This window comes from Rothia sp. HMSC062F03 (assembly GCF_001836905.1).
Taxonomy (GTDB): Bacteria; Actinomycetota; Actinomycetes; order Actinomycetales; family Micrococcaceae; genus Rothia; species Rothia mucilaginosa_A.
On the sequence record NZ_KV830879.1, the window covers coordinates 30,299 to 54,586 of the forward strand.

The following is a 24,288-nucleotide window of genomic DNA, read 5'->3' on the forward strand; positions in this document are numbered from 1 at the left end:
CCCCACTAGGCAAATACCGGCTCCCGCTCAACGGTGACGGCGCGCCGAGGCTCCGGTGCGGGGTGTATCAACCCCGGGTCGATCTCCTCGGGAGGAATCGGCGTGTGGAACCCCGGGTCGATGTCCTCGGCCGGCGCCACGGGCATGGGAACAGGCTTCAGCTCTGGTAGGTCGGGGGTAAGCGATTCCTCACCATCGTAGTCCCCGCCCTGTCGGGGCCCGAGGAATGTGCCCGCAAACGCAGAACCAATTTTAGGGAGTGGCAGGTCATCGATGGTTGGCTGATTAATAACCTTTCCGATGTTTGCCTGTGAGCCTGCGGGCTCTGGTAGAAGGTCCGGCGGGAGCAAATCTGCAGGGGGTGGTGGACCCTCCGGCTCGACTCGAGCGGGCAATTTGATAGGGGCAGGCTCCGGGCCGCTCAGGTCCGCCGGCAAGTTGATGGCGGACGGAACATTCTGCGGGTCGTATCCCTGCAGGGGAGGTGTTTTGGGCGTCTGCGGTGCAGGCATCTCGGGCCAGGTCGGCTTCGGGCTCCCCGGCTCCTGCGACGGTTTAGGGCCCGGGTGAGGGAGACGCCGTTCGGCGCTCTCCCACGTATCTTGGGCTGCTTTTTGGATCCGTTCCCCCTTATCTTTGGCGTCCTGAACGCCCTTGATCATTCCACCTGTTCCATGTTCAATCGCTTCGTCTACACCCTTCTCGTCAAACCTAACCCCCGATTTGTAGGCCTGTCGCGAGTAGATTCCGATACGTGAGATCGTTACGTCCCTTCGCTCAGCTAGGCTGTATCCGTCCGGCATAGCAGAACCCGAGGTAACCTTCTGCTCCCCCAGCACGTATTCCTTACCATCCATCGCCGCACGCATGCCACCAAAAACCGCGTTACTATGCCCCTCACGCTCTAGAGCTTCTCGGTATTTTTCGCCATCGTGTACAGGGTTCTGGATGGTAATTGCTGTATCACGGTCGTCAGGACGCCAGCCGCCCTCTTCCCGCCGTGCACTATCCGGAACAATATCGCCTTCGCCTTCCACATAGTCCACGGCGAAGTCTCGGCGTTTGGCGGGCAAACCTCGTAGCGGAGCACCTTGGGCGTAGATACCGACGATGTTGATTTCTTTGGCGACCTCGAAACTATTAGCCATGTTGTAGGCAATCATGGCTCCCTGGCTGAACCCTTCCAGGTACACGCGGGCCCCCTGCGGCGCACCGGCATCACGCAAAGCCTGAAGAACCATCCGATAGGCGGGGTTCCTCGTGGTATCTTCACCTAACGTTTCACGCACAGCACCCGCAGGGTCCATGGGAGAGCCGCCCCAGGAGTCAAAGTTAGTCCCCGGAATACTCACCACGTACAGGGCGTAGGCGGGGTCACCCTCGTGGCCTTCTTCGTACATGACGGTGACCATCACGGCGCCGCGTTCGCCCTTCGTCGGGTCCTGCTGAGAACGCTCGAATTCCTGGTCCTGGGCTTTGGCAGCCGCCTGCAAACGTTCCGAGCTGGAGCCTACGGAAAGCTGATTTTTCTCTCCCCGGTGCGCCGCGACCCCGTACTCATCAGCCGAAGCGGTACGCACGTTGTGTGCCGTGCTGCCCACGTCCCGCCACGTATTCTCTCTCTTCAACGATAGGGTGGCCCTCCCGATGAATTTCTCAATGATTTTCGCGGGGATTCCGGTGATCCTGGACAGCCGTCCAGCCACTCGCCGGCGGGCAATCTCGGGGTTGAGTCGGGCGTCAAGATAGGCTGTCGCTCCGAAAAGTACCGCCGCGACGAGGGGTGAATAGGGCATCGCTATTGATGCGCTGTAGTACCCGAGCTCGGGCAGCGTCAGCCGGATAAGGTACCGGACCTCGTCGGGGTCGCCGGCGAGGGCGCCGCGAATGTGGGTTCGCACCGTCAGCCCGTCAGGGAGCTTACCGTCCTGGGCGATACCGAGCGATTCGAACCAGCCGGCTACCATGTTCTCGACCTGCAGGTAGGCGCTGTGGGCGAGGCGCACGGCCACCGCCGTGGCCACCAGATCGGCGGCGCTTTCGCCCATCCCGGCGGCCAACATGGTGCACTGGCCGCTGGCCAGACGGGCGCGCGCGTTGACCCCGAGAAAGAGCATCGTCTCTGCGCCAATGCTCGAGATGGGCACCGGACGTTCAGCGCAGCGCTGGCTGGCGTGGGCGAGGGAATCGGCGATGGCGGGCATCTCTTCCAGTGTGACGGTGATGGTCGCCCCTGTGGGGGCCGAGCCGCTCCCCTCGATGGGAAGGGCGTACGTTGCGTTGGTCATGGGTTCTCCTAGATGGGTTCTCCTAGCGACGACTAGCAGTGAGTAGCGGTCTAATAGCCGGTTTGGCGGGTAACGAGCGCGTTGAGCCCCTCGGGGAGGGTGACGTGCATGAGGGAATCAAGCTCGTGTTGCGCGGACCCCGCGTGGCGGGCCACGAGGTCCTCCAGTTTTCCGGGGTCGAGGATATCGGCGGCGGTATCCGTGAGGGACCCGAGAAGGCTGTCGAGGGCACCGGCCGCGGCGGTAACGGCCTGGGCTTTGGCGGTCAGTTCGGCGGCGAGCTCTTCAGCGGCGGCGGCAATATCGGCCGCCGCGTTCTCGGCAATCTGTGCCCTGTCTCGAATACTGTCGCGGTGCCTTTCGAGCTGTCTGCGGAAGGCGCGGCCCGCCTCCGAGGCCCAGTGCTCTGTTCCGAGCTCGCCGGTGCGCGCGTAGACCCCCTGTATCTCGTGGGCTTCGGCGCGCATGCGTGCGGAAAGCTCGGCACCCTTGGTGCGGGCCAAGGCGGCTGCCGCGAGGAGCGAGGCGGCGAACGCGCGTCCGGCCGCGGAGCCGATGCCCATATGGCCGGCGGCACGCAGAATATCCGCGGTGCTGGGCGGGTTGGGGGTTCCCGGAGGCGCAGATGGCGGTGTGGAATCGACGAAGGTAGGCACGGCGCGTCCTTTCGGAGGAGCCGGTTACGGATACCGGCTTAGCGGGTGGACTTTGGTTCCAGCCTATGGGCGGGCCGGCGTTGCTCCCCCCGGCTTTTAGCCGCCTGTGGATAGCGACCCCACAAAACGAAAAATCCGCACGGATTTGGGCCCCAGGACCCGCAAAATGCTTTATCCACAGCTTCCGTAGCCGTCATATTTCCGTGCAAAGATTGCCCCGAAACCACTCCGGAGCCGCTTCGGAGCCGAAAAAACGCCCGCCCATTGGAGTCAGTGTGCCTGCAGCGAGCACCGCCCGGACCATCCCCGACACCACCCGGACCGCAGTCTGGGCCTTCGCCCAAACCACTATCCAGAGCCCCCTCCAACCGCCCACCGCCCCGCACCCCGCCCGCATTTTCCGGCGATCCATGCGAAAATGGAGTTATGTCTCACACCAATAACACCATCCTGCCTTCTGGCCGTATCGATTTGGGCACCGGCGAACTCGCTCTGGGCCCCCTGGACGGACGCTACGCCTCCGTCACCGCACCCCTGACGAACTACCTTTCTGAGGCGGCGCTGAACCGCGACCGCATCCACGTCGAGGTCGAGTGGTTCATCTACCTGTGCGAGCACAAGGTGCTGCCGGGCCTGTCCCCGCTGAGCGAGGAGCAGAAGAAGGGCCTGCGCGCCATCGTGACCGATTTCAACGCCGAATCCGTGGCCGAGCTGGCCGAGATTGAGGCCGTGACCGTACACGACGTGAAGGCCGTCGAGTACTACATCGGTCGCCGTCTGAAGGGCCTGGGCCTGGACCACCTGGTGCCGCTGGTTCACTTCGGCTGCACCTCCGAAGACATCAACAACCTCTCCTACGCCCTGGGCATCAAGGATGCCGTGCAGAACGTGTGGATCCCCGCAGCCGAGGAGCTGATTGAGGTTCTGCTGAACCTGGCCGAGGAGGGCCGCGAGGTTCCCATGCTCTCGCGCACCCACGGTCAGCCCGCAACCCCGACCACCCTGGGCAAGGAGATGGGCGTGCTCGCCTATCGCCTGAAGCGCCAGGTCAAGCATGTGAAGGCGACCGAGTTCCTCGGCAAGATCAATGGTGCGACCGGCACCTATGCCGCGCACTACGCCTCGGTGCCCACCGCCGATTGGCAGAAGATTTCTCGCGGTTTCGTTGAGCACCTGGGCCTGACCTGGAACCCGCTGACCACCCAGATTGAGTCGCACGACTGGCAGGCCGAGCTGTACTCGGATATCGCGCACTTCAACCGCGTGCTGCACAACCTCTGCACCGACGTGTGGAGCTACATTTCGATTGGTTTCTTCCGCCAGATTCCGGTGGCCGGTGCGACCGGTTCGTCCACCATGCCGCACAAGGTTAACCCGATTCGCTTCGAGAACGCGGAGGCTAACCTGGAGCTCTCCAACGCCCTGCTGGATTCGCTGGGCTCGACCCTGGTGACCTCCCGCTGGCAGCGCGACCTGACCGATTCCTCGGCTCAGCGCAACATCGGCGTGGCCTTCGGTCACTCGGTCCTGGCCATCTCGAACGTGGTGAAGGGCCTGAAGCGCCTGGACATCGCGGCCGACGTGATTTCCGCCGACCTGGACTCCAACTGGGAGGTTCTGGCCGAGGCAATCCAGATGGTGATGCGCGCGGAGGCTATCGCGGGTGTTCCCGGCATGGAGAACCCCTACGAGCGTCTGAAGGAGCTGACTCGTGGTCACCGCGTGGATGCGGCTCGCCTCAAGGAGTTTGTGGCAACCCTGGGCCTTTCCCCCGAGGCCGAGGAGCGTCTGTCGAACCTGACCCCGCACACCTACAACGGCATTGCGGCTCAGCTGCTCGATCACGCGAAGAACGCGTAGTCGGTAGCATCGGCTGAGCGCCGGTCTTAACGCTGAAGACCCCGGGTCCCTGAGTTCAGGGATCCGGGGTCTTCAGCGTGTTGGGGCTTTGCTATGTCTGCTAACCAGCGAGGGTTTTAGCGCTCGAGCATAGGGCGGTTTTCGGTCTCAGTGTCGTGGCCCTTGCCACGGGTGAAGACCTTTCCGGCAGCCTTACTAGCGACCTTGCCCGCACCCTTGAGAATCGAACCGGCCTTATCCACGAGCTGGCCTCGTTCGCCGCGGGTGCTCTCCGGGGACTCATCCTCTTCGGACTTTACGCGCGGCGCGCGCGGGGTAATCATGAGCTCCGTGGGGAAGTATGCCGGGGCGCCGCCGAAAGCGTTACGAGTGTTGCGCACGACATCCTTGCCGAGAGCCAGGTTTGCGCCGCCGCCGACCACTGCGCCCACGCCGAAGGGCAGGGCACGGCCGAGCAGTGCACCGGTCTGGCGGGTGAGGAAGCGGCGGATGAACATGTTTCGGATGGTGCGTTCGACGCTGAACATCTTGCCGCTGGAGGAGTTGCCGAGCAGCATGCCCCACTTGTTGGAGATGCCGCCTGCCTTACCGGTCTGCAGCAGCACGGTGTTCATGAGCTGGGAGCCTTCTTCGCCGAGCATGATTGCCATGACCATGGAACGGGCGGTTTCGGCGTCGTGTACGTGCACGCCGTGCAGTTCTGCGACTGCCTGGGCGTAGAGTGCGGTGCGTTCGAGGTAGCCGCCGACTGCGAGCGCGGACAGGCTCATGGAGGTGACGGTGCCGACGCCGGGCACGAATGCGGATGCGCCGGTGACGCCGCCGATGGCGGTGATGTCACGCAGGTAGGTGCGGTCGAGGCGCTTGTGGATTTGTTCGGGGGTTTCGTCGGGGTGCGCTTCGCGCAGCTTCTTGACGATGGACAGCGCGAGCGGTCGTTGCATGCGCAGTACGTTGTCGAGGGTGGTGGTTAGCGCGGGACGGGGGTTGCCGTCCTCATCGAATAGAGACTTCTTCGGGTCAATCATGTCTTTAGTAAAGCACGGTCGGGTGAATATTTCCTGAACGGGCGGGCCTTCCGGCGGGCTGGAAGAGCCTTGTTCACCGAGGGCTTGAGTTCACCGAGGGCTTGAGCGCGGTCGTCCAGCCGGCGCGGCGGCGCTTCTGAAATCGCTTCCCATTTATTTGCGCCCTTTTTTAAACCGCGTAAAATTGTCCTAGGTTACACACTATTCATTGTCTGCATAATGCGTGACCCGTTTCACGGCGATTCGGGTTGGGCTGTACCGCCGATACTTGCTTACGCTTCATGCTGTAAAGGATTACCATGACTTCTTCCGCCAGCACGCCCACGGCTGCGCGTTCTCCCCTGGCCACTCAGGGGCTGGGTGTCGCCTACGCGACCGGCGCGATTATTTCCGCGCAATTCGGTTCAGCCCTCGCGAAGCAGCTCATGGGTGATTTGGGGCCCTGGGGTGTGGTGGCGCTACGTCTGCTGACTTCCACCATCCTGCTGTACGTGTTCTTCCGCCCGAATATTCTCGCGTGGACGCGCGCGCAATGGACCGCGGTCATCGTGCTGGGCGTGGCCCTCACCGGCGCGAACGCCTTCTTCTACGTGGCGATTGAGCAGGTTCCGCTGGCGATTGCCGTGGCAATCGAGTTTATGGGCCCGCTGGTGTTGGCGACCGTTATGTCCCGCCGCAAGCTGGACCTGGTATGGATTGCCCTGTCCTTTAGCGGCATGGCGATTCTGACGGCCGAATCACAGGCCAAGCCTGAGGACTTTGCCCTGGTGGGCGTGTTCTTCGCGGTGCTGACGGCGATTTCGCGTGCCGCCTACATCCTGGCGACGGAGAAGGTGGGCGCGCTCATCCCGGGTATGGGCGGCATGGTGATGGGCAACGCCGTATCCACGCTGCTGGTGCTGCCGTTCCCGTTTATTCTGAGCGGCAATAACCTGTTGAAGGTGACTCAGGACGTTCACCTGCTGGCGATTGGTTGCCTGATGGGTCTGCTGGCCTCGGCCATCCCGGCCCTGGGCGAGGTCTCTTCCCTGCGCCTGCTGCCGGCGCACATCTACAGTGTGGTGCTTTCGCTGGAACCGGCGATTGCCGCGCTGGTGGGCGTCATTATGCTGGCCGAGCCGACGGATGCGGTTCGCTGGCTGGCCATTTCGCTGCTGGTGCTGGCGAGTATCGGCATCTCCATTTCGCACGCCCGCGCCCAAAAACGGGCCCAGGAACGCGGTGATAGCGAGGAGATGGATCGCTACCTCCCCGGTGCGGTGGATGCGCACGCGGTGGATATCGCACAGATGGCGACCAGTTCCATTACGCTTCCATCGGCCGAGCAGATTAGGGCCGACCGCGAGGCGAAGGGCCTCTAGGTAGCCGTAGAGAGCCCAGCTGAATATTGCGCTGGAGAGCATGTCTCTTCTTTCTCGCACCCCCGGGTAGCACGTAGGATAGTATCTCGTGCCCGGGGGTGCCCTGGTTCCGGGTGCAAGCGGCCTGGCGGTGGCGATGCTGGTCGGCGCCGCGTTCATTGCCCCGGCGGCGGCGGTTGTTCCGGCATCCCAGCCGCTGTGGAACGCGGCTCAGGACCCGGTGCTACTCCTCATGATTTTCGGTACCGCGATGTTCGCCTCGGTGATTCCCTACAGCGCGGAGCTGATGGCCCTGCGCAACCTGCCGCAGCAGGTGTTTAGCGTGTTGATGAGCATGGAGCCCGCCATCGCGGCGATTGCCGGCTGGGCGCTGCTAAACCAGGAGACGGGCCCGATTCGTTGGGTGGCGATCTGCCTGCTCATGACGGCGAGCGTGGGCATTACGCTGACCACCGCGCAGAGCGGCTCTTCCAAGCAGCAGGATGAGGGCGAGGAGCCCGTTCCCATGCCGCTGCCCGAATAGGCCCCGCCCGCGGGCGACGGCCCGGGGTCGCCGGTGCACGGCATATAGAAAACCGTTGAGGCGGGTACCCGGTCGGTACCCGCCTCAACGGTTTAAATCTCGCGCCTAAGCCTCCAGGCTGTCCAGCAGGTCGCGCAGCTCGTCGGTGGTAAGCACCTCCGCCGGATGCGGTCCCATTGCGTACAGTAGGTCCTGGGTGTCCTCGTCCAGCTCGCAGGAGGTACCGATCAGTACGAGGTTTCCCTCGTTCTCGCCGCTGAGCATCGAGCTCTCGCACAGGCACCACACGTGGTCAAAAACCTCGAGCATGGCGGCCGTCTGCAGGCGGAAGAAGGGCAGGCCCGCATCGTCACCCACGTTGACCGCGACCAGGCCGCGCTCGCTCAGGGAATCCCTGAGCTCGCGGTAGAAGTCGCGGTTCGCCAGGTGTGCGGGCGCGTCCATGCCGGTGAAAATATCGAGGATAATCGCGTCGAAGCCGGGCACGCCCAGCAGTTCGGGCAGGTGGGCCAGCTGCTCGCGGGCATCGCCCACCACGAGCCGGCAGTCGGTGCCGGCGGGTAGCGGCAGCCGGTCGGTCACGAATCCCATAAGCTCGGGTTCGATATCGACGGCAACCTGGGGGGAGCCGGGGCGGGTCTCCTGAATATAGCGCACGAGGGTCAGCGCCCCCGCACCCAGGTGCGCGGCGGTAATGGGCTCGCCAGCAGGGGCGAGCGCATCCACCGCGTTCGCGATGCGGCGCAGGTACTCGTAGAACACGTAGGAGGGATCCGCGGTATCCACGTGGGACTGCTCGGCACCCCCAATTTCGAGAACGTAGCCGTGCTCGCTGAACCCGTCAGGCTGAATCTCGGCGCGCTGCCCGCCGGAGAGCTGAATGTGCGCCACTACTTCACGCCGGCTTCGCGCTTGAAGGTGCTGACCAGCTCATCCACCGAAGAGGAAGAATCCAGACCCTCAACGACCTTGTCGTTCACGACGAAGGTGGGGGTTCCCTTCACGCCAATCTTGACGGCGTGCTCGTAGTCGCGCTGGATGGGCTTAACGGTGTCGGAGGCGAGTAGGACCTTGTCGAATTCTTCAACGTTCAGGCCCAGTTCCTTGGCGTAGTCGTTGAAGAGGGTGCGCAGCTTATCGCGCTCCTTGATGCCCTTCCAGTCGTTCTGGGTGGCGAAGAGCTTATCGGCCATTTCGAGGTGCTTGCCCTGTGCCTCTGCGGCCTGCACGGCCAGGGCGGCCGGCACGGCGTTGGCGTGCATGCTCAGGGGCATGTGGCGGGCGGTCACGTTCAGCACACCGTCGAGCTTCTTGGCGGCCTCCTCGAACTTCGGCTCTGCCTTGGCGCAGTAGGGGCACTGGAAGTCGGTGTACAGGGTCGCGGTGCCCGCACCGGGTACTTCGCGGTTGAGGCGGAAGCCGACGTAGCCGTCATCCGCGGTAGCCGATGCGGAAGCGGTCTCCGAAGCCGAGCTCGAGGGAGTAGCGGACGCGCTTGCGGATGCGCTCGCCGATGCTGCGGCGGTGCTCTCCGAGGTGGCGCTCGCTGAGCCGCCTGCCGAACCGCTCGCGGAGGCGGTAGAGGAGGCCCGGGATGAGCCGCAGGCGCTCAGGCCCAGTGCGGCGGCGGGAAGCGCGCCGATGAGCAGGGCGCGGCGGGTAAAGGGTGAGGTCATGGTATTCCTCCTAAGAATCGGTGCCGGGGCGCACGGATAACGCTTAGGTTCATCTTATCCCGCCGGCGCGGCGGGTGCATGACGCGTCCGCGCGGGGCTCTTGCGCGGAGCCGCCGTAGCAACGCGATGATTCGCCTCTCCCCCGCCTTTTTGGTACCATTGCGGGGTATGCACTGTTCCGCGGAAAGCCCGTCTCAACGCGGCAGGTAGCGTATGTGCCTCTATAGCTCAGGGGTAGAGCATTTCCCTCGTAAAGAAAAGGTCGTGGGTTCGAATCCCACTGGGGGCTCCACATCCGCCGTAACAAGGCCGGTTTCCGGTGTGTTGCGGCGGTTTTTAGTATCGTCTTCGGCACGCGAGGCCCCGACCCCGTTCCGAGGCGTCCGACAGCTCGCTCTATCCCGGGAGGCCTCATGTCTTCGTCCCGCACCTCCGCCCGCAAGGGCTCCTCGCAGCGCGCCCCGTTCACCCCCACCGCGCGCTTCGCCATCGTCTACGTGCTGGCGCTCGTGATTTCGCTGGCGGTTTGGTTCTTCTACCGCGCCGTCTACGAGGACGACACCTCGTTCCTGGTGCCCATCGTGATTTCCCTGGCGACGTCCTACGTTGCCGCGCACGCCCTTACGGGCGGCCGTTCCCCGCGCAACTAGTCGCCAAGCCCGTCCGCCGGTCGGTGGCCGGAGCGTTAAACCAAAGGCCGCGCATCCGAATCCCTCCGAGGGGTCGGATGCGCGGCCTTCGCTATAGGGCCGGCGCGTTACTTGGATGCGCGCTGGAAGTCGCTGTCGGTCTTGCCCCACAGGCCGTAGACCTTGGCGAGTTCCTTGACCTTCTTGGCGCGCAGGTAGCGCGGCAGGTAGGAACCGTCGCGGGGGCCGTCGATGGGCACGTCGAGCATCTGGTGGGCCTCTTCAATCTCAACCTCGCTGGGCGAGAAGGCCGCGTTGATGGTCTCTGCCTGGCGGATATCCAGGGTAATCTTGCCGGTCATGCCGTGGTCGTTCGCGAAGCCGCAGGCCTTGGAGAGGTCCCCGCCGTAGGCGCCGAGGGTCGGACCGTCGATGGGGCCGGGCAGGCCACCCAGGGTGGAGGCGATGACCAGCTGCGAACGCACGTAGGCCAGGGCCATGGGGGTTGCGGAGGAACCGGTGTCGCGGCGGTAGTCGCCCGCGCCGAAGGCCAGGCGGAAGGTGCCGATGGCGCGAGCAATCTCGACCGAGTGGTGCACGCCCAGGGCCGATTCAATCAGCGCGATGATGGGGGTACCGGCGGGCAGCTCAGCTGAGGTACGGTCGATGTCGGTGGCGTGCTCGGCGGTGGCGAGCATGACGCCTCGCAGGCCCTTCACGTTCTTGAGGGCCTTGACGTCTTTCCACCAGTGCTCGGTGGTGATGGCGTTGATACGAACCCAGGCAACCACGCCGGAGTTCAGCATGCGGACGACCTGTTCGCGGGCGGCGTCCTTCTCTTCGGGCGGGCAACCGTCCTCGAGGTCAATAATGATGGAATCGGCCTCGGATTCGAAGGCCTGCTCAAAAACGTCTTCGCTGGCGTTGGCGCGAACGAGCAACCAGGAGCGGGAGAGGCTGGGGCGCAGCTGGCGCGCGCGCTCGTTCCGATGGAATTCAAACATGGTGTGTGACTTCTTCCGTCAATCGTTAATGCATTGGTTGTGCCGTAGAGGGCCTGGACCGAGCTGCGATTCTCGATTGCGTACCATCGTCACATCCATTGTGACTGAACCGCTTGCGGGGTGTCATGCACCTCTCTTTTAAGCGTATCGTGTGCCCGGTGGAGCATCAAACTGACGCACCACTAGGCCTCGACGAGTTCGGTCCGTCCCACGGGGATTCCGTCGTCGAAGGTCAGCTCGCCGGCCGCTTCCTTTTGGGCGCGGCGAATCAGGCGTTCGGCCTCTTGTACGTGCTGCACCACGGTCTCAACGCGGCGGTGCACGCTCACCTGGCGGTCGCATCCGGTGGTGCACTCGCCGAAGCAGCGGGCCATGGCCAGGGCCTCGGCGCAGAGGGCCACGGCGTTGCCGGCCTTGGAGAGGGCGCGGTTGAGGTCGGAGTAGGTGCCGAATTGCGAGGCGGGGATATCGCCGTCGCTGGGGGCGAGGCGGTGGGCCTCCATGGCCACGGCACGCACCCGGGGGATGAGGTCGGCAAGCTCGTTGGCGTCCGGCACGATGAGTTCAATCATGGAGGCGGAGGACTCGGTGCCCGCCAGACGCTCGAGCACCTGGTGGAATCGGTCGATGCCGCGAATAAAGCGGTCGTGGGAGCGCCGCCAGATGCCCTTGCCGAGCTCGGCGTCGTCTCGGCGTGATTGCAGGTAGCTTTTGAGTCCCATGAGTCCTCCTCTACGTTAGGTGTGTGCCGTGAACGGTTATCGGGTGGGAGTCGCTCGCGGCCGGTGAGCGTCGGATGCGTGCATCACCTTCCGCGGCGAGCTACAAACCCACCTATACTTAGGTTACCCTAAATCTTCTTTTGGTGACGGTTCGTCAGGGAAATATGAGCATTTATGTCACGTTTCGCGGAGCGCGGCAACAAGGTTTTCTCCGCATCCCGCGGAAACCTGTCTAATCGACCCGTAGCACCACCTTGCCGCGGTGCAGACCGGATTCAAAGTACTCGTGCGCCTCGGCCGCGGCCTCCAGGGGGAATACCCGGTCAAGACCCACACCGATGCGACTCGACTCGATCAGCGGGAGGATCTGCTCGCGCACGCCGCGCAGAATTTCGGCTTTCTGGGCCTCGGGGCGGCTGCGCAGGCTCGTGGCGTGCACCGAGAGCCGGTGCGTGAGTGCGTACGCGAGGTCCAGCTCGGCCTTTCGTCCGCCCTGCAACCCGATGATGCACAGGTGCCCACCGTCGGCGAGGGTGTGCAGGTTGTCCTCAAAGTACCGCCCGCCCACGACGTCCAGGATGTAGTCCGCGCCGCGCCCGCCGGTCTCCGACAGAATGACATCCCGGAACGAATGTTCCCGATACACGATGGGTTCAGCACCCAGCGAGCGCACGTACTCCGCCTTCTCTTCGGTCCCAACCGTGGCGAATACGCGGGTTCCCGCGGCCAGGGCCACCTGAATGGCGTGCACCCCGATGCCCCCGGTGCCGCCGTGTACCAGCACCGTGGCGTTCTGCCCGTCCTCGCGCAGGTTCTCGGCGGGATCCATGCTCATGCCGCAGGTCAGTACCAGGTTGGAGTAGACCGTGGCGGCCACCTCGGGTAGCGCCGCGGCCTCTTCAAAGCTCAGGTTCTCGGGCTTCGGCAGCAGCAGATCCACCGGAACCGTCACGTAGTCGGCGTACCCGCCTCCGGGGAGCAGGGCCATCACGGGGCGACCGCAGTTCTCAACGGATGCCCCCTCGCCGACGGCTTCGATTTCCCCGGCCACTTCCAGGCCGTAGATGGAGCTTGATCCAGGAGGGGGCGGGTAGAATCCGCGGCGCTGCAGGGCATCCGCACGGTTGATTCCGGCGGCGCGAACGCGGATGAGCACCTCACGCGAACGGGGAACGGCGGCGGGAATCTCGCTGACCCGAAGCACCTCGGGACCGCCGTGGTTTTCCTCAATAATTGCTCGCATGAGCCCTCCTCCTGAGCGGATGTGCCCTCATCGGCACTCGATTTACAGAAAGCATACATCGTGAGATAATCTCGTAGTGCCCTGCGGCACGGCGTTGAGATAAAATGCCGGTCTCTGGAGCGCAAGGATGGTTGTCCGAGCGGCCGAAGGAGCTGGTCTTGAAAACCAGTAGGCGGTAACCCCGTCTCAAGGGTTCAAATCCCTTACCATCCGCGTTTTAGCTTCTGCTCCACGTGTGGAGCGCGAAGAGCCCCGTTCCTCGTATTGAGGAGCGGGGCTCTTTGCATATACCGGATCGAGTTACCGGGGGCGTCGTTAGTGCATGTTTGACATGTTTGACAAAGCGTTTGCAATCAACATGATGAGGAAGGCGATACAGAGGAAAAAGCATATCCCCAGACCGTTAAGAACCAGACCGCCGATGGCCCTCGCACCGTGCCGCCTTGCTACGAACGCCTCCCAGAGACCCAGGATGTTCAGCACCGGTGCAACGAGAGCTAACTGCAGACCGTCTCCTTCAGGATTATGGGCTGCCAACCAGAACCCTAGAAAGAAAGATAGCGGGCTGAGGAAGCTGAAAAGCAGGGAGAAGCTCGCCATTCTCTCACCGACCGCTTGATCTGCGGGCTCATCCGGAGAACCATCCGAAGAGTCATCCGGGGACTCGTTTGCGGATAGTAGCTGTTCGTCAGAAGCATCCGGGCTAGACTGTTCGCTGTCATCTTCCTGGTAGAGCTTGGCGTATTCGGGGTTGTAATCGAAGGCTTCGTTGTTTTGGGGTAGCTGCGACATCGCATCCACAACCTTTCAATACCGGGTGTTACCTTCACCCTAGACCTTTCCATCAGAGGGAACAAGCATGTCAGGCTCCACCTGCCGAAACATACGGCATATACACAGAAAAGTCCTGCTCCTCACAATGAGGGGCAGGACTTTTCTGTATTTATCTCGAGGCTAGTTCCAGTACAGCATAAGAGCGTTCAGGCTCCTCGACGGGCCTGCATCATTTAATCCGGACAAGGCGCTCAGAATCATTATGATGAGGGCGACGATAGCAAGGACAACGACTATACCCATCGCGCTGAGAATCATGCCCCCGATGGCGTGCTTACCGTGCCGTCGTGCCACGAATGCCTGTCGGAGACCTAAGATACTCAGGAATGGTGCGACGATGACCAGGAGTATACCGATTTCAATGCCATCGGCAGACCACCAAAACCCTATGAAGAGAGATAGCAGGCCGAGGGCACCGAAAAGCAGGGAGAAGTTCGCTGCTCTTTCACCGGCTTGCGCCCTCCGCACATTGGAAGGGGGCTCGCTTGCACGTAGCAACCTGTCTTCCACATCATCAGCGTCGGACTGTACGCTGTCATCTTCCTGGTAGAGCTTGGCGTATTCGGGGTTGTAATCGAAGGCTTCGTTGTTTTGGGGTAGCTGCGACATCGCATCCACAACCTTTCAATACCGGGTGTTAAGTGCCTATCGGGTTGAGAGAGCATTTAGGCTCGACATCGAGCCGCTGTGATTAGTGGATGCCCGACAAAGCGTTCAGAATCAATATGATGAGGGCAACGAGAAGAAGGACAACGACTATACCCACCGCGCTGAGAATCATACCCGCGGTAGCGCGCGCACCGTGCCGTCGTGCCACTCGCGCCTGCCAGATACCTAAAACACTCAGTATCAGTGAGAAAGGGATGGCGTACAGCGTCCATCGAATACCCGGGATGCACACTAAGCTGAGGATACCGAAGAGCAAGGAGAGGTTCTCGGCGCTCCGCCCGGTTTCCTGACTCGGGAACCCACTCGCGGGTTGCAGTGGGCCCCCTGCGGACCCAACGATGGGTTGCCCGTTACTATTTTGCCGGTATAGCTTGGCGTACTCGGGGTTGTAATCGAAGGCTTCGTTGTTTTGAGGTAGCTGCGACATCGCATCCACGACCTTTCAATACCGGGTGTTAACTTCACCCTAGACCTTCCCATCAGAGGGAACAAGCGTGTCCGGCCCAATACGCAAAATATACGGCATATGTACAGCAAAGCCCCGCTCCTCATTGTGAGGAGCGGGGCTCTTACCTCTTCGAGAAGGGCAAAGTTTTTAGAGAAGTGCCAGTATCTGCGCGGCATCAACCAACTCTGAATTAGCGGCAGAATCCGAAAGAGCCAGCATGAGCGCCAGCAGAAAAGCTCCGCCGAAAAGCACTAGGAATATGCCACCAGCGGCTACGTTAATCCAGTTCATGATGCGGCCTGCCGAAGCAGCGGCGCCGTAGCGTTCCGCCTCATTCGCTTTAAGAACACCGATAACACCCAGAATTAGGGAGGGCAGACCGAACAGCCACCAGTTGAGAGTCGCGATACAGATCAAACCGATAACGCCGAGCACAGTGGAGGTCTGGGCAGCCTTCTCACCAAAAAACTGCTCGGGGGTCTTCTGCAGAAAGCCGGCTGGGGCCATCATGGGCTGGTCATACTGGTAACCGTACGGGTCGTACTGATTCTGACCATATAGGTCTTGGCCGTACGGGTCATAGGGATACTGATCGTAAGAGCTCTGCCCGTATTGGCCGTACGAACCTTGGCCATACGAACCCTGGCCGTACCGACCGTACGAACCCTGCCCATACTGGCCGTACTGGCTGTTCTGATCGTACTGCTCGTTCAGGTGGTTGTAGTCCGGGTTGTAATCGTAGGAGTCAGAACCCCACGGATTCCGAGACATGGCGTTTCACTTTCGTGCGGCAGGTGTGTGTTAAACAATATTCACCCTAGCCTATCAACGGAACGGGGGCAACTACACCCGTCATTCTGACCCGCGCAAGACACCTCGAGCGTTAGTTCGGGATTCCGCGAATATGCGTAAAGCCCCGCGCCTCAATTCGAGAAACGGGGCTTCTACATGTTGCAGACAAAAGATGGTGGGCTTGGTTCCAGAAGTCTCGGCCAGCCGAACCGCTAACGCGGCTATCCCTTCAGGGTGAAAAGGAGCGATAGGAGGGCAATAATCGCAAAGACCGTCAGGGCGATGGGCAGGACCACGCCAATCCAGCTGAGGATGCGCCCCGCCTTTGCCGGCACACCGTGGCGTTCCGCGTCTCGCGCGGCCGAAATTCCCAGGGCGCCCAGAATAATTGATCCGAGGGTGGAGTAGGGAATCCAATACATGAGGAGAATGAGCACCACGCTGATAATGCCAAACGTCAACGAACGCTGTGCCGCTTTCTGGCCCTCCTCCAGGAAGCCAGGGGGCGTGATGATATTCCCCGGGACGCTTTCCGGGTAGGCAGGAGGCGGAGTGTACGCCCCGGCGGGCTTGTAGGTAGCCGGGACATTCCGCGGCTCGCCGCCCGCGCCCTGCCCGGCATCGCGGCCCTCGTAGAGCTGGTTGTACGCGGGATTGTAGTCGAACGGGTCCGGCTCTTGAGGCTGGGGAGTCTGAGACATAATAACCACGATCTTTCAGTCTTGATACGCGACAGGTGTTTCGGGGGAGGCCCCGATATCCGTAATCTGTTTTCGGCGGCGAGGATTAGGCACCTTCATGGTGCCCGCCCAGGCTAAGATACCGGCCGACCCGGAAGTTTAATAGGGGGAATAGCCAGCAACCCTCTGGGAACCGATAATCCCCATAAGCATGAAGACACACGTGCAGAAGAAAATGAGGAAAGCTATAAAGGTGCCTATCTTACTCATCCTACGACCCGCTGTAGCCGAAACGCCCAGGCGCTCCGCTTCCTTCGCTTTAGACATACCGATATAGCCCATGATGAAAGAAGGCACGCCGGCAATAAAACCCAGGCAAATCAGGCTGACAAGACCGAGCACCAGGGAAGTCTGAGCGGCCCGCTCGCCCTCAACCCGCCCGATAATCTTCTGCACGGTATCCGCGGGCAGCATCATAGGCTGACCGGACGTATCCTGGCCATCTTGCGCAGACAGCTCAGCAAGCTGTTCGTTCAGCTGGTTGTATTCGGGGTCGGAGTCTTCAGGGTTTGAACCCTGCGGATTCTGAGACATGGCATCTCACCTTTGTGGTTGGTCGGCGTTGGCCCGTGTTGTTCCTAGCCTATCACCGAAGCGGCAGCTATATTCACGCTTCGGCTGCGTACACCGCGCTTATCCCGGCAATGCCCCCTCAAGCATGCAAAAGCCCACGTGCGCACGGGGCGCTCGCGGGCTTCCTCAAATCATGAGGCTACTGCAGATAGCTTCAATCTTACTGCTTTACAAAAATCTTCAGAGCGACCAGCAAAATAATACTGACGACACCCAGAACAGTACCGGCAATAGCCATACCGCGGTTCTTCAGCTCGGGGTTATTCATAGCCAGGCGGCCGGTCACAATAGCTACAGCACCAAGGATGAAACCGAGGACAAAGAAGCTCACAATACCGCTCACCAGAGAGACAATCGACAGGGTCTTTGCCTTCTTCGCCTGAGCCAGCTGCTCAGGGGTCTGAACGGGCACACCGTAAGGAGCCTGCTGATTGAACTGGGGTGCCTGCTGGCTGAACTGGGGGTCCTGGTTGAACTGGGGCTGGGGGTTGTTGGGGTTTTCAGACATGATTTCTCATTTCGTTGAGTAAATAAGGCAACTCTGGCAACACTGTATGGAAAATTCACACGCCAGAGACGCCCTCTATTTATCGGTTTGGATGGAGTGTAGTGTATCGAAAATGCGTATAACCCTCAATGTGCACGGCCCGTATCCCACGGAGTAGAGCCCCCGTCGGCTCAGCCGGTTTGGGGCAAAACGCCTCGCCTACCTGAGCAACACGCCTAATTCACGCGAGGCCCCTACCGAATTGACCAAGCGCAAAACAGCCTATATTCTTATAGGGATGCGCTCACGAGCGCACCGTGGAGACGTGCCAGAGCGGCCGAATGGACTTCACTGCTAATGAAGGGTCGGGGTTAAACTCGACCGGGGGTTCAAATCCCCCCGTCTCCGCCACTGAAAGCCCCGTACCGGCTGGTACGGGGCTTTTACTATGCCCGTTTCATCGGGCGCACAACCTAGAAGCTCTTGAAGTCCACGAGGCGCGCATCCGCCCCGTCCAGCAGGGCCCACTCCCCCGGCACCTCGAACACCGCGATGGAGGACGGCGGGAAGCCATAGTACACATCCATCGACGCGTTCGGATCGGAGTCGGGGCTCATCAGACGCTGCGCGGCATCCTGCACGCCGGGCAGGTGCGACACCACCATCAGCGAATGAACGTTCTCTGAAACGCCGTTAATGCGCGCAATGATGCGGGCGGCCGAAACCTCGTACAGACCCTCATCCAGATGCGCGGTCGGGGCCTTCGAACCCAGGCCGTCCGCAACCCAGGTGGTCGTCTGGCGCGTGCGCAACGCCGACGAAGACATAATCTGCTCGGGAATATAGCCGCGCGAAGCCAACCAGGCACCCGCGGCGGCAGCCTGCTCGTGACCGCGCTTGGTCAGGGGACGGTCGAAATCGTTCAGGCCCCAATCGGCCTCCGCATGGCGCATAATAATCAGGCGCTTAGCTCCGCTACGGTGCGAGCCGGATGCAGTGTTGGAAGAATTCTCAGCCATACACCCATTTTATCCAGAGCGCGCCGATACATCCCGCGCACCCGCCACCCGGGCATGAGTAAACCCCGGCACACCGGCACGGGGCCGGCGCACCGGGGTGCACCCTAAAACTACAAGCCTAGATGGAGTACTCCGGGGCCGCCCAGACGACGACCTCGGGGTGCTCAAAGAAGCGGTAACCCTGACCGCGCACCGTACGCACGGTACCCGAGAGGCGACCCAGCTTCGAACGCAGGCGACGAATGTGAACGTCAATCGTGCGCTCGTGCGGGTGCTCGTCACCCGAGCTCCACAGGGCCTTCAGCAGTTCCTCGCGGCCAACCGTGCGGGAGCTATTCTCAACCAGGTGGGCCAGCAGCTCGAACTCCTTGAAGGTCAGCATCAGCGGCTCACCGTCCAGGAACACCTCGCGGCGAGCCAGGTCAATCAGCACACCCGAGGAGTGGCCGTTCATGCCCTCCGCCTCGCGGGCGGTATTCGCCTCCGGGTAGGTGTACACGGCGGTCGGATCACCCAGCGCGTTACGGACCACCTCAAGGTCGCTACCCTCGGCGTTCACGGGAGCCAGCGCCACGGCGGCGTAAGACTCAGATTCGGGGGCCAGGTGGTGGGCGTAGGTGCGCAGATCCTGAACGATGCGCACCAGGGAGGTACCGTTTGCGGCGGCGAGCTCCTCATTCAGACCCACGTACAGCACGAAGCCGCGAGCCTCGTTCTCCTGAGCATTCTTGTGGGGGGAGGAATCCCCCGCGGAGAATGTCATCGGACGCAACGTTGCGGCAGGGGCGGCGGGACGATGGGGCTGGACGGCCTGACGCTTCGCGGCGCGGCCTCGCTGGGAGATGTGGACGTATCCAGGTACAGCACCTGACATGGTTCAGCCTTCTCTCAAAATCTACGTAGGAATTGCCTTACCTACATGGTGGTGGGGTGCGCCGGAAGTGACGCGTGGCCCAACAGTCCCTAATACCTGTTCGAGCATCAATCCTTTCTCTTAATATTTCTCCTATTTGACGGATAAATCAAGCGAATTCGGCATCGTGGATACTTCCCGCATCCAAAAAGGAGTACAATACATCCCCACTCATCCGGGCCAGACTCGTCCCGCATCAAGCCCCGTCGCGCCCCATCTACATAAATATTCATCTAAAGCGGCATGATGACGCGGAGCACTGTATTTTCATGCCCTCAATCAAAGCTTGAGAGACCCTCAAATACCCCTCATTAACCCAACAATATCCACATGAAATGATTCTTGTCACATGTAGATTTTTTGAATTATCCCTCCCCCGTTCGACGGAGGGGGAATCATCGACACCACCCATCCCGCATCGTACGCACGCCCTATTAGACAAAAGCGTCCCCGCGCGGGCTATCGAAATAGCCAGCGCGGGGACGGTGCACAATTGGTCTCGCGAAACCGTCTCGCGAAGCCGAATCAAAAATTATTCAGCCAGGCCGTACAGGCGATCGCCAGCATCGCCCAGGCCGGGAACGATGTAGGCCTTCTCGTTCAGGCGCTCATCGCGGGCAGCCAGGAACAGGTCCACGTTCTCCATACCCTCAACGCCCTTCTCCAGGGCGGCGATACCCTCGGGGGCGGCAATCAGGCACACGCAGGTCACCGACTCGGCACCGCGCTTACGCAGGAACTTAATAGCCTCGATCAGGGTGCCGCCGGTGGCCAGCATCGGATCCAGCAGGTACACCTGACGACCCGTCAAATCCTCCGGCAGACGCTCGGCATAGGTCACGATGTCCAGGGTCTCCTCGTTGCGAGCCATACCCAGGAAACCCACCTCGGCGGTCGGCACCATGCGGGTCATGCCCTCCAGCATGCCCAGACCAGCACGCAGAATCGGCACCACCAGCGGCTTCGGGTTGGCGATGCGCACACCGGTCGTGGTAGCCACCGGAGTCACCACCTCAACCTCCTCCACGCGAATCTCGCGAGTAGCCTCGTAGGCCAGGAGAGTCACCAGCTCGTCAACCAGCTGACGGAAAATCGGGGAAGGGGTGTTCTTATCGCGCAGAACACTAATCTTGTGGGCGACCAGCGGGTGGTCAAGAATCTTAATACGCATGGCATAAATTTTACTCGCACTCGCATATACATTCACAGGCGAGCCGCGTAATTCGGCAAACAGAAAACCCGCCGAGCTCAGCTCGACGGGTTTTCGTTGGTGCGGTGGTGGAGGGATTTGAACCCCCGTTGGCTTTTACACCAAACATCATTTCGAGTGATGCACCTTCGGCCGCTCGGACACACCACCAACAGTGGAAAAGTGTAGCACACCCCAAGACAAAAGGGCAAGAAAAGCACAGGGGTGGGATGTATCTTCTCCCACCGGGGCAAAAACGCGTGCGGCAACCGGGTGTCGCCCTTTTCACGGCCCTTTTACCGTGCCCTTTTCGACACCCGACACCGAAGTCCCGGCAACATCAACGAACCCGGCGGGTTCGTCTAATGACGGATATACCCATCTATAACCAGCATGACAGCACGCGTCGCGTCCTCAGCGTTGCGGTCAACCTGATGGACCTCGCGATCCATGGCAAGCATGTAAATCGCGCCGAACATAGAGATTGCAATCGCACGAGGATTCTGAGCGGTATCAACCGTGTAGCGGCGAGATACGGCCTCCGTCATCTCCTCCAGATACTCCAGAAGATCCTGACGGTTATCGCTCATCGTCTCGGTCCAACCCTCCGCACCCTTCCAGGCCTCCGAAAGCCACATCCGGGTAAAGCCCGGGCGGTCCTCGAGGTACTGAAACGCGGCACGAACGGCACTCCGCAACGCCTCACGCGGGTCGGACTGGGCCGACGCCGCGCGGCGCGCATCGCTCAGCAGCAACTGCGTGCCGTACTGAACCAGCTGATCCACCATAGTCTTCTTGGAACCGAAGTTGTAATACACGGTTCCCTTAGAAACACCCGCCCGAGCAGCCACCTCTTCAACAGTGGCGTACTCAAGCCCCTTCTGGGTCATGATATCCATAGCAGCGTTGAACAACTTCAACTGAGTTTTACCAGTACGGCCGGGACGACGACTTGCAGCTTCAGCGACTGGTCGCTGCAACATCAGAAGTCCTCCCTCCCTTTTTGCAGGTATACCTCTATTTTATTAGACAGTGATCTCCGGTGCGAGCTTCTTCAACGACCAGGTGCGATCACGTCGCGTGCCCAGGTAACCCAGCAGCAAGCCCGCCAGACCCCACAGGGTCAGAACCAGCATGATGCCCCACAGGCTCGACTCGTTCACGCCATACGACAGGCGACGCATACCCGTCACCGCATAACCCATCGGGAAGAAATCGTGCATCCAACGAATCGACTCGGGCAGAGTCTCGTACGGCATCGTGCCGCCGCCGGTCACCAGCTGCAGAATCAGGACCACCAGAGCCACCAGCTTGCCGGGAGCACCCAGGAACACCGTCAGACCGTGAATAAATCCGGTGAAGATCAGAGCCACAAAGCACAGGAACAACCACGCCAGCCACGGGTGAGCCATCTCAAAGCCCAGACCGAACTTAATCACCACGAACATGAGCGTCGCCTGAGCAATACCCACCAGACCGAAGGGCATCCAGCTACCGAGCATCACGCGAACCGACGGGGCGTGCGAAGCCAACGCACGGTTATTCATCACGCGCAGCGTCTGAACCAGCATCAGGCCACCAATCCACAGCGCCAGGCACATGAAGAACGGACCCATGCCCTCACCGTAGTTACGGCCCGAAGCCAGGGAATTGTGCGAAAGCGTCACAGGGTTCGACATCGTGTCGGCAACCTTCGTCTGATCCGACTCCGAAAGGTTCGGAACCTGCTTCGTGCCAGAAGCCAGGCCGCTCTGCAGGGAGGAGGTGCCGTCCTGCAGCTCCGAGGCGCCGCTATTCAGCTGATCCGTGCCGCTGGCCAGCTTCTCCGTACCCTCGGTGAGCTGGGACGCGCCATCCTTCAGGTTCGACGCGCCATCGGCCACCTTCTGCTGGCCCTCGACGGCACTCTGCTCCTTTTCGGCCAGAGTGCTCGTGCCGTCCTTCAGGGTCGCGGTACCGCTCTTGAGCGAATCGGTACCCGACTTCAGGTTCTCGGTGCCCTCAGCCAGGGTTGCGGCGCCCGAAGCGAGAGAGGATGCACCCGAAGCAATCTGGGCGTTACCATCGGCCAGGGTAGCCGCGCCCGAGGCGAGTGAAGAGGCACCGCTATCAACGCGGGCCGCACCCTCAGCCAGGGAAGAGGCTCCCTTCGCCACCGAGGTGGAGGCAGCATCCAGCGCGTCCACGCCCGACACTAGGGTCTGAATCTTAGCCGCCGAGGACGAAGAACCGTCCGCGACGCAGTGGCTCGACTTCAGGGCTTGCAGCTTCGACATAACATCTGCGGCAGTCGCACTGCGCGAGGCTAGATGAGACTCCAGAGCCTTCTGGTTCAGCGTTGCCACCTCACCCTTAAACTCATCGGAATCCACCGAAGACACCAGCTCATCAGCCTGCTGCTGGGTCATGGTGCCAGCGGCCACCATCGGAGCCAGACGCTCGCGAAGCCTCTGCGCACTCGCCGACACCACGGTATTCGACAGGTCGCGGCCAAAATCACCGCTCGGGGCGGAGGTGTCCGTCTGCTGCAGGTGCTGACACATCGCGTTCAGCTGGCCCGGCAGCTCGCGGATACCCGACTCATCCAGGCCCTGACGCAGCTTGTGGGTGCCCTCAGCCAGGCTGTTCGCGCCCTGGGCCAGGGTGGCCGAGCCATCCTTCAGTGAAGAAGTACCCTGAGCCAGGGTGGCCGAGCCGTCCTTCAGCTTCGACGCGCCGTCAGAAGCCGAAGCCGCGGCAGAGGCCAGGGTCGAGGTGCCGTTCTTCAGGGTGGTCGAGCCGTCCACCAGCTTCGCGGCGCCCGAATTCAGGGTTGCGGCGCCCGAGTCCAGGGTTGCCGCACCACTTGCCAGCTTATCCGCGCCATCGGCCAGCTGCTTCTGCGCATCCACCAGCTGGGTCGTGCCATCAGAAAGGGTGACCGTGCCGTCCTTCAGCTTGAGGGCACCGTCGTTCACCGTGGCAGAGCCGTCCTTGAGCTGAACAATCGCATCGGCCAGCTTGACCGTGCCGGTGTTCACCTTCTCTGCGCCGCTGGCCGCCTCCCCCATCTTCGAGTGAATCGTGGTGAAGCTTGCCAGCAACGCATTCGCGGTGGCATTACCCACCTTCGACGCCACCGAATCGCGCACCGATGTGCCCGCCTTCGTCACGATGTTCGTCAGCACGTAGTTGTTCGCGTCATTCGTGACAATCTCAATACCGGCTGACTGGGGATCAATCGTGCCCGTATTACCGTTGGCATCCGGCTTAAACGCCGCGGCGCTCTGCAGGTTACGGGAGAAATTCTTCGGAATCACCAACGCAAAATCGTAGGTGCCCTTCTCCACGCCGTCGACGGCCTCCTCGCGGGTCGGAACCTGACGCCAATCAAACGTGCCGGCGTCCAGAAGATTCTTCTTCACGTCGGCACCGGTATTCACCTGCTGGCCAGAAGAATCCGTCGCGCCCTCATCCTCAACCACGAGGGCACCCACGATGCCGTTCACGTGGCCGTAGGCGTCCCAGTTGCCGTACAGGTACAGGGCACCGTACAGCAGGGGGATGCAGGACATCGCAATGAGCACCAGGACCGGCAAAACACCGCTGGTCAGGCGCTTAAGCTCAACAAGAGCAACACGCAGAACAGTCATTC

The 24,288-nt window shown here is 61.5% G+C and carries 23 protein-coding genes and 4 tRNA genes; 7 read left to right on the forward strand and 20 right to left on the reverse strand.

The window, feature by feature from the left end:
- Nucleotides 1–5 precede the first annotated feature (5 nt).
- The gene (locus HMPREF2674_RS04085) at nucleotides 6–2,288 is read right to left on the reverse strand and encodes a hypothetical protein (RefSeq protein WP_053090102.1); all 2,283 of its coding nucleotides are present in this window, start codon (nucleotides 2,286–2,288) and stop codon (nucleotides 6–8) included.
- A 50-nt stretch (nucleotides 2,289–2,338) separates the two neighbouring features.
- Nucleotides 2,339–2,944 carry a hypothetical protein gene (locus HMPREF2674_RS04090; protein WP_049343132.1) on the reverse strand — a complete coding sequence of 202 codons (606 nt, stop codon included), beginning with the start codon at nucleotides 2,942–2,944 and terminating at the stop codon, nucleotides 2,339–2,341.
- Nucleotides 2,945–3,370: 426 nt separating this feature from the next.
- Between HMPREF2674_RS04090 and purB the strand changes: the two genes are divergently transcribed.
- Nucleotides 3,371–4,804, forward strand: a complete 1,434-nt coding sequence (gene purB / locus HMPREF2674_RS04100) for an adenylosuccinate lyase (RefSeq protein WP_049331463.1) — start codon at nucleotides 3,371–3,373, stop codon at nucleotides 4,802–4,804.
- A gap of 116 nt (nucleotides 4,805–4,920) precedes the next feature.
- Here purB and HMPREF2674_RS04105 read toward each other — a convergent pair whose 3' ends face one another.
- A complete protein-coding gene (locus HMPREF2674_RS04105) occupies nucleotides 4,921–5,832 on the reverse strand; it encodes a di- and tripeptidase (protein ID WP_070824899.1) in 912 nt (303 codons plus the stop codon).
- Nucleotides 5,833–6,131: 299 nt separating this feature from the next.
- Here HMPREF2674_RS04105 and HMPREF2674_RS04110 point away from each other — a divergent pair, with 299 nt between their 5' ends.
- Entirely contained in the window at nucleotides 6,132–7,193 is a 1,062-nt protein-coding gene (locus HMPREF2674_RS04110; protein WP_049343130.1) for an EamA family transporter, read from the forward strand.
- Between the two features lie 88 nt (nucleotides 7,194–7,281).
- A complete protein-coding gene (locus tag HMPREF2674_RS04115) occupies nucleotides 7,282–7,716 on the forward strand; it encodes an EamA family transporter (protein ID WP_239663124.1) in 435 nt (144 codons plus the stop codon).
- A 105-nt stretch (nucleotides 7,717–7,821) separates the two neighbouring features.
- On the opposite strand, the gene HMPREF2674_RS04120 is transcribed toward HMPREF2674_RS04115, so the two are convergent.
- Nucleotides 7,822–8,607: a spermidine synthase gene (locus tag HMPREF2674_RS04120; RefSeq protein WP_070824900.1), complete on the reverse strand. Its 786-nt coding sequence runs from the start codon at nucleotides 8,605–8,607 to the stop codon at nucleotides 7,822–7,824.
- Complete coding sequence (locus HMPREF2674_RS04125; RefSeq protein WP_070824901.1) at nucleotides 8,607–9,392, reverse strand: DsbA family protein; 786 nt, start codon at nucleotides 9,390–9,392, stop codon at nucleotides 8,607–8,609. The genes HMPREF2674_RS04120 and HMPREF2674_RS04125 overlap by 1 nt, the downstream gene beginning before the upstream one ends.
- A gap of 217 nt (nucleotides 9,393–9,609) precedes the next feature.
- On the opposite strand from HMPREF2674_RS04125, the gene HMPREF2674_RS04130 reads away from it, so the two are divergent.
- Both HMPREF2674_RS04130 and HMPREF2674_RS04135 read left to right on the forward strand, forming a co-directional pair.
- A tRNA-Thr gene (locus HMPREF2674_RS04130) sits at nucleotides 9,610–9,684 on the forward strand.
- A gap of 121 nt (nucleotides 9,685–9,805) precedes the next feature.
- On the forward strand, nucleotides 9,806–10,042 hold the full coding sequence (locus tag HMPREF2674_RS04135; protein ID WP_070824902.1) for a hypothetical protein: 237 nt from the start codon (nucleotides 9,806–9,808) through the stop codon (nucleotides 10,040–10,042).
- Between the two features lie 107 nt (nucleotides 10,043–10,149).
- On the opposite strand, the gene HMPREF2674_RS04140 is transcribed toward HMPREF2674_RS04135, so the two are convergent.
- The 3 genes from HMPREF2674_RS04140 to HMPREF2674_RS04150 all read right to left on the reverse strand — a co-directional run bounded on the left by HMPREF2674_RS04140 (nucleotide 10,150) and on the right by HMPREF2674_RS04150 (nucleotide 12,990).
- Nucleotides 10,150–11,025, reverse strand: coding sequence for an HpcH/HpaI aldolase/citrate lyase family protein (locus HMPREF2674_RS04140; RefSeq protein WP_070824903.1), 876 nt, complete (start codon nucleotides 11,023–11,025; stop codon nucleotides 10,150–10,152).
- A gap of 182 nt (nucleotides 11,026–11,207) precedes the next feature.
- Nucleotides 11,208–11,747 carry a hypothetical protein gene (locus HMPREF2674_RS04145; RefSeq protein ID WP_049331442.1) on the reverse strand — a complete coding sequence of 180 codons (540 nt, stop codon included), beginning with the start codon at nucleotides 11,745–11,747 and terminating at the stop codon, nucleotides 11,208–11,210.
- A gap of 232 nt (nucleotides 11,748–11,979) precedes the next feature.
- Entirely contained in the window at nucleotides 11,980–12,990 is a 1,011-nt protein-coding gene (locus HMPREF2674_RS04150; protein ID WP_070824904.1) for an NAD(P)H-quinone oxidoreductase, read from the reverse strand.
- 125 nt (nucleotides 12,991–13,115) lie between these two features.
- On the opposite strand from HMPREF2674_RS04150, the gene HMPREF2674_RS04155 reads away from it, so the two are divergent.
- Nucleotides 13,116–13,203 (forward strand) — tRNA-Ser (locus HMPREF2674_RS04155).
- A 102-nt stretch (nucleotides 13,204–13,305) separates the two neighbouring features.
- Here the strand turns inward: HMPREF2674_RS04155 and HMPREF2674_RS04160 are convergent.
- The 6 genes from HMPREF2674_RS04160 to HMPREF2674_RS04190 form a co-directional block, all read right to left on the reverse strand.
- Nucleotides 13,306–13,782 (reverse strand): hypothetical protein, encoded by a 477-nt coding sequence (locus HMPREF2674_RS04160; protein ID WP_070824905.1) that lies wholly within the window; start codon nucleotides 13,780–13,782, stop codon nucleotides 13,306–13,308.
- A gap of 162 nt (nucleotides 13,783–13,944) precedes the next feature.
- Entirely contained in the window at nucleotides 13,945–14,433 is a 489-nt protein-coding gene (locus HMPREF2674_RS04165) for a hypothetical protein (protein WP_070824906.1), read from the reverse strand.
- A gap of 655 nt (nucleotides 14,434–15,088) precedes the next feature.
- Entirely contained in the window at nucleotides 15,089–15,712 is a 624-nt protein-coding gene (locus HMPREF2674_RS04175; RefSeq protein WP_070824908.1) for a polyprenyltransferase, read from the reverse strand.
- A gap of 242 nt (nucleotides 15,713–15,954) precedes the next feature.
- On the reverse strand, nucleotides 15,955–16,434 hold the full coding sequence (locus HMPREF2674_RS04180) for a hypothetical protein (protein ID WP_070824909.1): 480 nt from the start codon (nucleotides 16,432–16,434) through the stop codon (nucleotides 15,955–15,957).
- Nucleotides 16,435–16,572: 138 nt separating this feature from the next.
- Nucleotides 16,573–17,007 carry a hypothetical protein gene (locus tag HMPREF2674_RS04185; RefSeq protein ID WP_053090269.1) on the reverse strand — a complete coding sequence of 145 codons (435 nt, stop codon included), beginning with the start codon at nucleotides 17,005–17,007 and terminating at the stop codon, nucleotides 16,573–16,575.
- Between the two features lie 199 nt (nucleotides 17,008–17,206).
- The gene (locus tag HMPREF2674_RS04190; RefSeq protein WP_049345921.1) at nucleotides 17,207–17,554 is read right to left on the reverse strand and encodes a DUF4190 domain-containing protein; all 348 of its coding nucleotides are present in this window, start codon (nucleotides 17,552–17,554) and stop codon (nucleotides 17,207–17,209) included.
- 298 nt (nucleotides 17,555–17,852) lie between these two features.
- Here HMPREF2674_RS04190 and HMPREF2674_RS04195 point away from each other — a divergent pair.
- A tRNA-Ser gene (locus HMPREF2674_RS04195) sits at nucleotides 17,853–17,944 on the forward strand.
- A 62-nt stretch (nucleotides 17,945–18,006) separates the two neighbouring features.
- On the opposite strand, the gene HMPREF2674_RS04200 is transcribed toward HMPREF2674_RS04195, so the two are convergent.
- The 6 genes from HMPREF2674_RS04200 to HMPREF2674_RS04225 all read right to left on the reverse strand — a co-directional run bounded on the left by HMPREF2674_RS04200 (nucleotide 18,007) and on the right by HMPREF2674_RS04225 (nucleotide 24,286).
- On the reverse strand, nucleotides 18,007–18,552 hold the full coding sequence (locus HMPREF2674_RS04200; protein ID WP_049333435.1) for a SixA phosphatase family protein: 546 nt from the start codon (nucleotides 18,550–18,552) through the stop codon (nucleotides 18,007–18,009).
- Between the two features lie 118 nt (nucleotides 18,553–18,670).
- A complete protein-coding gene (locus HMPREF2674_RS04205) occupies nucleotides 18,671–19,426 on the reverse strand; it encodes a winged helix-turn-helix domain-containing protein (RefSeq protein WP_049333433.1) in 756 nt (251 codons plus the stop codon).
- A gap of 571 nt (nucleotides 19,427–19,997) precedes the next feature.
- Nucleotides 19,998–20,636 carry a uracil phosphoribosyltransferase gene (gene upp / locus HMPREF2674_RS04210; RefSeq protein WP_049333431.1) on the reverse strand — a complete coding sequence of 213 codons (639 nt, stop codon included), beginning with the start codon at nucleotides 20,634–20,636 and terminating at the stop codon, nucleotides 19,998–20,000.
- 102 nt (nucleotides 20,637–20,738) lie between these two features.
- Nucleotides 20,739–20,825: transfer RNA gene (locus HMPREF2674_RS04215), tRNA-Ser, on the reverse strand.
- A gap of 191 nt (nucleotides 20,826–21,016) precedes the next feature.
- A complete protein-coding gene (locus HMPREF2674_RS04220; RefSeq protein ID WP_049333429.1) occupies nucleotides 21,017–21,637 on the reverse strand; it encodes a TetR/AcrR family transcriptional regulator in 621 nt (206 codons plus the stop codon).
- A 42-nt stretch (nucleotides 21,638–21,679) separates the two neighbouring features.
- Complete coding sequence (locus tag HMPREF2674_RS04225; RefSeq protein ID WP_070824910.1) at nucleotides 21,680–24,286, reverse strand: YhgE/Pip domain-containing protein; 2,607 nt, start codon at nucleotides 24,284–24,286, stop codon at nucleotides 21,680–21,682.
- Nucleotides 24,287–24,288: the final 2 nt, after the last annotated feature.